The organism is Helicobacter sp. T3_23-1056 (assembly GCF_053654535.1).
Genome location: NZ_JBSIUU010000048.1, coordinates 1 through 6,590, shown reverse-complemented (window position 1 = coordinate 6,590; position 6,590 = coordinate 1). Strand labels below are relative to the sequence as shown.

Here is a 6,590-nt window from a genome sequence, read left to right as displayed (position 1 = left end):
AATAAAGAAATAAGCCAAACGGTCTATTAGTAGTAGTCAGCTAAACACATTACTATGCTTACACACCTACCCTATCAAGCAGCTAGTCTTGCTGCGACCTTCAGGGAGAGTTCATCTTGGAGTTGGCTTCCCGCTTAGATGCTTTCAGCGGTTATCACATCCACGCGTAGCTACGCAGCGATGCTCTTGGCAGAACAACTGCTACACCAGTGGCGTGTCCATCCCGGTCCTCTCGTACTAGGGACAGCTCTCCTCAACTCTCCTGCGCCCACGGCAGATAGGGACCGAACTGTCTCACGACGTTCTGAACCCAGCTCGCGTACCGCTTTAAATGGCGAACAGCCATACCCTTGGGACCTGCTCCAGCCCCAGGATGCGATGAGCCGACATCGAGGTGCCAAACCTCCCCGTCGATGTGAGCTCTTGGGGGAGATCAGCCTGTTATCCCCGGGGTACCTTTTATCCTTTGAGCGATGACCCTTCCACACAGAATCACCGGATCACTATGACCGACTTTCGTCTCTGCTCGACTTGTTTGTCTCGCAGTCAGGCTGGCTTATGCCATTACACTCTGCTTGCGATTTCCAACCGCAATGAGCCAACCTTATGTGAGCCTCCGTTACTTTTTAGGAGGCGACCGCCCCAGTCAAACTACCCACCAGACATTGTCCTACTTGAGGATAACTCAAGCTAGTTAGCCCACAGAAACATTAAGGGTGGTATCTCAAGGACAGCTCCATCTCCACCAGAGTAGAGACTTCAAAGCTTCCCACCTATCCTGCGCATAATGCTCCCATGTGCAGTGCCAAGCTGTAGTAAAGGTCCACGGGGTCTTTCCGTCTTGCCGCGGGTAGGAGGAATTTTCACCTCCACTACAATTTCACTGAATCTCTCTTTGAGACAGCTCCCATCTCGTTACGCCATTCATGCAGGTCGGTATTTAACCGACAAGGAATTTCGCTACCTTAGGACCGTTATAGTTACGGCCGCCGTTTACTCGGGCTTCAATTCAATGCTTTGGGTTGCCCCTGACAAATCCTCTTAACCTTCGAGCACCGGGCAGGCGTCACACCTTATACTTCCTCTTACGAGTTTGCAAAGTGCTGTGTTTTTGGTAAACAGTCGGGAGGGACTCTTTGCTGAGACCTATTGCTAGGCACACCTTATCGCGAACTTACGGTGCTAGTTTGCAGAGTTCCTTAAAGAGAGTTCTTTCACGCGCCTTAGAATACTCATCTCATCTACCTGTGTCGGTTTGCGGTACGGGCAATAGTAGCTAAACTTAGAAACTTTTCTTGGCACGACGGTATCAGTGATTCTCCCCGCTATCCGAAGACTTTGGAGAGCCTTTTAGGTTTGACATACAGAGGCGGATTTGCCTATCCTCCAAGCTGCACCCTTAGACTAGCACTTCCATCAGCTAGCTCACCTAACCCTATGCGTCCTTCCATCGCACACTACTATTGGTATTGGAATATTAACCAATTTTCCATCGACTACCCATTTCTGACTTGTCTTAGGACCCGACTAACCCTACGATGACGAGCATCGCGTAGGAAACCTTAGACTTTCGGCGAAGTGGATTCTCACCACTTTTATCGCTACTCATTCCTGCATGCTCACTTCGCATCGCTCCACCACTTCTTGCCGATATGGCTTCAACGCTGATACGAACGCTCTTCTACCACTCTATGCTTTCACATAGAATCTACAACTTCGGTGTCTATCTTAGCCCCGTTATATTTTCTGCGCAAAATCACTAGACCAGTGAGCTGTTACGCTTTCTTTAAAGGATGGCTGCTTCTAAGCCAACCTCCTGGTTGTCTAAGTAACTTCACATCATTTTCCACTTAGAATAGAACTTTGGGACCTTAGTTGGTAGTCTGGGTTGTTCCCCTTTTGACGATTGATTTTATCACCCACCGCCTGACTCCCAAGATAAGGCAATAGGTATTCGTAGTTTGACAGGGGTTGGTACCGCGGTAGGCAGCCCTAGCCCAATCAGTGCTCTACCCCCTATTGCTATCACTTGAGGCTATACCTAAATATATTTCGAAGAGAACCAGCTATCACCAAGTTTGTTTGGCCTTTCACCCCTATCCACAACTCATCCCAACCCGTTTCAATGGGCACGAGTTCAGTCCTCCATAAGCTGTTACACTTACTTCAACTTGGTCATGGATAGATCACTTGGCTTCGGGTCTGCAGCATCTGACTTAACGCCCTATTAAGACTCGCTTTCGCTATGGCTTCGCGTGTGCTTAACCTTGCCAGATACCACAACTCGCAGGATCATTATGCAAAAGGCAGTCCATCACCCTGATAAATCATAGGGCTCTGAATGATTGTAAGCAAATGGTTTCAGGTTCTATTTCACTCCGCTCACTGCGGTTCTTTTCACCTTTCCCTCACGGTACTTGTGCGCTATCGGTGTAGTAGTAGTATTTAGGGTTGGAGAGTGGTCTCCCCTGCTTCAGGCAAGATTTCTCGTGTCTCGCCCTACTCTGGATACTGCTACCTAGCAATGTCTTTTCGCATACGGGATTATCACCCTCTATGATGAGTCTTTCCAAACTCTTCTGCTAAGATATTGCAGTGGATATTGCAGTCCTCAACCCCGAGTGCAAGCACTCGGTTTGCCCTTTTCCCCGTTCGCTCGCCGCTACTTAGGGAATCTCGTTTGATTTCTTTTCCTCTAGCTACTGAGATGTTTCACTTCGCTAGGTTCGCTCCATTTAAGGTAATGCGCATCACTACGCATTGGGTTGCCCCATTCGGAAATCTACGCATCAAAGCTCCTTGACAGCTCCGCGTAGCTTTTCGCAGTCTAGTGCGTCCTTCATCGCCTCTACTACCCAAGGCATCCACCATTTGCTCTATTGTAGCTTATGCCTTTTTTAAGTATTCTTACATACTGCCTTATTGAGTGTATCGTGTGGTTTAAGTGTGTTTCATACTACACAAAAACCTATTAGCAACATCTATACGGAACTAGATATATGCCAACCACCTACATCACAATAAAACAGGGTTATTGTAGTTTTATTTTACTTAGGCTATTAACAATGAAAAGTCAAATAACACAGACTTTATGCAACTCTGCTAAAAATATGTCTATTTCTAGCATATTTCTAACAAAGCTATGCCTAAAAGTCTAATGCAAATCTTACAAACACAAATCTATCAACGATTTATCAATCTCTTTAAGTTGAGATTTTATGAGATAAAACTTGCATTAGACTTTGGAATAAACAGACCTTAAAATCTAAGCCAGAATCTAAGCCAAATAAGTTGGCCAAATCCTCCACTTGTAATATGGTGGAGAATAGCGGGATCGAACCGCTGACCTCCTGCGTGCAAAGCAGGCGCTCTCCCAGCTGAGCTAATTCCCCTTAATAAAAAAGCTAAAGCCAAGCCCACAAGTATCAATGAGTGATTTTTAATCACAATCAAAAAACATTCACTCATTAGCTACAAATCCAAAGCTACAAAGGACATTATTGCATTATGCAAGCCCAAAGCTATAAATAAACGATTCTTTGATAGATAAGTGCTAATCGTGCAGTATTTTTTCAAATGAGTTACCTAGCTAGTAGGAATGACTTAAAAAATACGAAACGATTAGTGCTTAGTAGCAAAAAGCGTTATTTACTGATAGCGAAGTTATTTTTAGACTATTTTTGTGATTGTTAAATAAAATGTTTAAGGAAATCACCTGGTAGGTAATAACACAAAAATTTATTTAACTCTTTTTAACTCTTTTAGTTCTGCAAAAATAGGCAAAAAAACAAGCTATGGTGGGCTTAAGAGGACTTGAACCTCTGACCTCACCCTTATCAGGGGTGCGCTCTAACCACCTGAGCTATAAGCCCATATTGAATCAAATGGACAATAATCTCTGAAAACTAAGCAAGAATCTAAAGCATATCATTTGCTTTGCGACTTAAAGCAAGGTGTTAGCAAGCTAAACAAATAGCTTGCTTTTTCTCTGAAAGGAGGTGATCCAACCGCAGGTTCTCCTACGGTTACCTTGTTACGACTTCACCCCAGTCGCTGCATCCGCCGTGGGCGGTAACCAATTTAGTATCCCGACTTAAGGCGAATACAACTCCCATGGTGTGACGGGCGGTGAGTACAAGACCCGGGAACGTATTCACCGCAACATTGCTGATTTGCGATTACTAGCGATTCCAGCTTCATGTAGTCGAGTTGCAGACTACAATCCGAACTGAGAGGTGTTTTTGAGATTAGCTCCATCTTACGATATTGCAGCTCTTTGTGCACCCCATTGTAGCACGTGTGTAGCCCTAGGCGTAAGGGCCATGATGACTTGACGTCGTCCCCACCTTCCTCCTCCTTACGAAGGCAGTCTATTTAGAGTGCTCAGCCAAACTGCTAGCAACTAAATACGGGGGTTGCGCTCGTTGCGGGACTTAACCCAACATCTCACGACACGAGCTGACGACAGCCGTGCAGCACCTGTTTTCAAGCTCCACAAAGTGGCACTCCGCTATCTCTAGCAGATTCTATCAATGTCAAGCCTAGGTAAGGTTCTTCGCGTATCTTCGAATTAAACCACATGCTCCACCGCTTGTGCGGGTCCCCGTCTATTCCTTTGAGTTTTAATCTTGCGACCGTACTCCCCAGGCGGAATGCTTAATGCGTTAGCTGCATTACTGCAAGGACGAGCCTCACAACAACTAGCATTCATCGTTTAGGGCGTGGACTACCAGGGTATCTAATCCTGTTTGCTCCCCACGCTTTCGCGCTTAAGCGTCAGTAATGTTCCAGCAGGTCGCCTTCGCAATGAGTATTCCTCTTGATCTCTACGGATTTTACCCCTACACCAAGAATTCCACCTACCTCTCCCATACTCTAGAAAAGTAGTTTCAAATGCAGTTCTATGGTTAAGCCTTAGCATTTCACATCTGACTTACTTTCCCGCCTACGCGCTCTTTACGCCCAGTGATTCCGAGTAACGCTTGCACCCTCCGTATTACCGCGGCTGCTGGCACGGAGTTAGCCGGTGCTTATTCGTTAGATACCGTCATAATCTTCTCTAACAAAAGGAGTTTACAATCCTAAAACCTTCATCCTCCACGCGGCGTTGCTGCTTCAGGGTTTCCCCCATTGAGCAATATTCCCTACTGCTGCCTCCCGTAGGAGTCTGGACCGTGTCTCAGTTCCAGTGTGTCCGTTCACCCTCTCAGGCCGGATACCCGTCATAGCCTTGGTGAGCCATTACCTCACCAACAAGCTGATAGGACATAGGCTAATCCCATAGCAAAAGCACTCAAAAATACCCTTAAAAATATATTTTTTAGCACATATCGCACAATCACTATGCTTATAAATTCTGCTACATTTATTTATAAATTTGCAGAATCTTATAAAAGCATATTTATCGCACACTACGCACTACTAAACACATTTTTAAGGGCATTTTTGAGTGCCTCTTTCCCCCGTAGGGAGTATCTAGTATTAATCACCGTTTCCAGTGGCTATCCCAGACTATGGGGCATATTACCTATGCGTTACTCACCCGTGCGCCACTAATCCACCTCTAGCAAGCTAAAGGCTTCATCGTTCGACTTGCATGTATTAGGCACGCCGCCAGCGTTCACTCTGAGCCAGGATCAAACTCTCCATAAAAATGGGAAGTTTGGAATCTAAATCAATAGAACCAAACTCTCCACAAACCATAAAACTATCCACAAATGCCATAAATGAGAATTTAGAATCTAAAATCTGTAAGATATATAAAATCAAATTCTACATTGAATGGTTTTTGAAATGGATTTTTTATATGGATTTACAAATGGTTTTTTTTTACAAATGCTTTTTTGTGCTTTTTGTGCATTTTTGCAAATGTTTTTCAAATGTTTTTAATGAAAACTTAGATTCTAAATAAGCCAAAATAAGCAAATCTAACATCTTTGTCATTCATCAAAAAACATAAAAACCATTAAAACCATTATGAAAAGGTTTGTCCTTGCTTCATCGTCTTAAATCTAAATAAGCATTATAAGTTTGCACTTAACAATACTTATTAAGTTATTACCGAAGTTATTACCTCGTATCACAAAGACTTTTAACTCATAATGTTTAAAACAAATATTTAAAACAAGTGTTTTAAGCAATGTCTCAAACAATTAAGTCATAGTCGAGTTGTATGAAAATAACATTTAAGAGATAATGTAAGTAGCTTAGCAAACTACTTGCTTTATCATCTTGCTTAGTTGTCAAAGATCATTTACCAATTTTTCATCAATGTTTAGTTAAAGATAAAAAATGTAAAATAACGCCAAATCCCTAGATTTTACTAACAAAGCCTGTGATTTTACAAATCAAAGCTAAAGATTAAATCAAGTAAATCAAAGCCCAAAAGAAAGCTTGTGGAAATCTTGTGTAAATACACTATTTTATGTTGGCAAATTATGCAATAGTTAGACACATAGAAAGCGCATAAGAAAAAGTGTAAAAAACAAAAAGCTAGCACAAAGCTAACCACAAAACTAGCATAGCAAAAAACACGGGAAAATTTGGGAAAGGGAATAATACAGATATTATGCTTAAGAGTTGCTTAAGTG

General features: G+C 43.2%; 1 protein-coding gene, 2 tRNA genes and 2 rRNA genes. 1 reads left to right on the top strand and 4 read right to left on the bottom strand.

Annotated elements, in window-relative coordinates; genetic code table 11:
• Nucleotides 1-5 precede the first annotated feature (5 nt).
• The 4 genes from ACWIUO_RS13165 to ACWIUO_RS13150 form a co-directional block, all read right to left on the bottom strand.
• Nucleotides 6-2,892, bottom strand: a 23S ribosomal RNA gene (locus ACWIUO_RS13165).
• A 424-nt stretch (nucleotides 2,893-3,316) separates the two neighbouring features.
• Nucleotides 3,317-3,392 (bottom strand) — tRNA-Ala (locus tag ACWIUO_RS13160).
• Nucleotides 3,393-3,795: 403 nt separating this feature from the next.
• Nucleotides 3,796-3,872, bottom strand: a tRNA-Ile gene (locus ACWIUO_RS13155).
• 119 nt (nucleotides 3,873-3,991) lie between these two features.
• Nucleotides 3,992-5,652: ribosomal RNA gene (locus ACWIUO_RS13150) — 16S ribosomal RNA — on the bottom strand.
• The 16S and 23S rRNA genes sit together here with 2 tRNA genes alongside, the layout of an rRNA operon.
• A 10-nt stretch (nucleotides 5,653-5,662) precedes the next feature.
• Here ACWIUO_RS13150 and ACWIUO_RS13145 point away from each other — a divergent pair.
• On the top strand, nucleotides 5,663-5,911 hold the full coding sequence (locus tag ACWIUO_RS13145; protein ID WP_454178347.1) for a hypothetical protein: 249 nt from the start codon (nucleotides 5,663-5,665) through the stop codon (nucleotides 5,909-5,911).
• The last annotated feature ends 679 nt before the right edge of the window (nucleotides 5,912-6,590 follow it).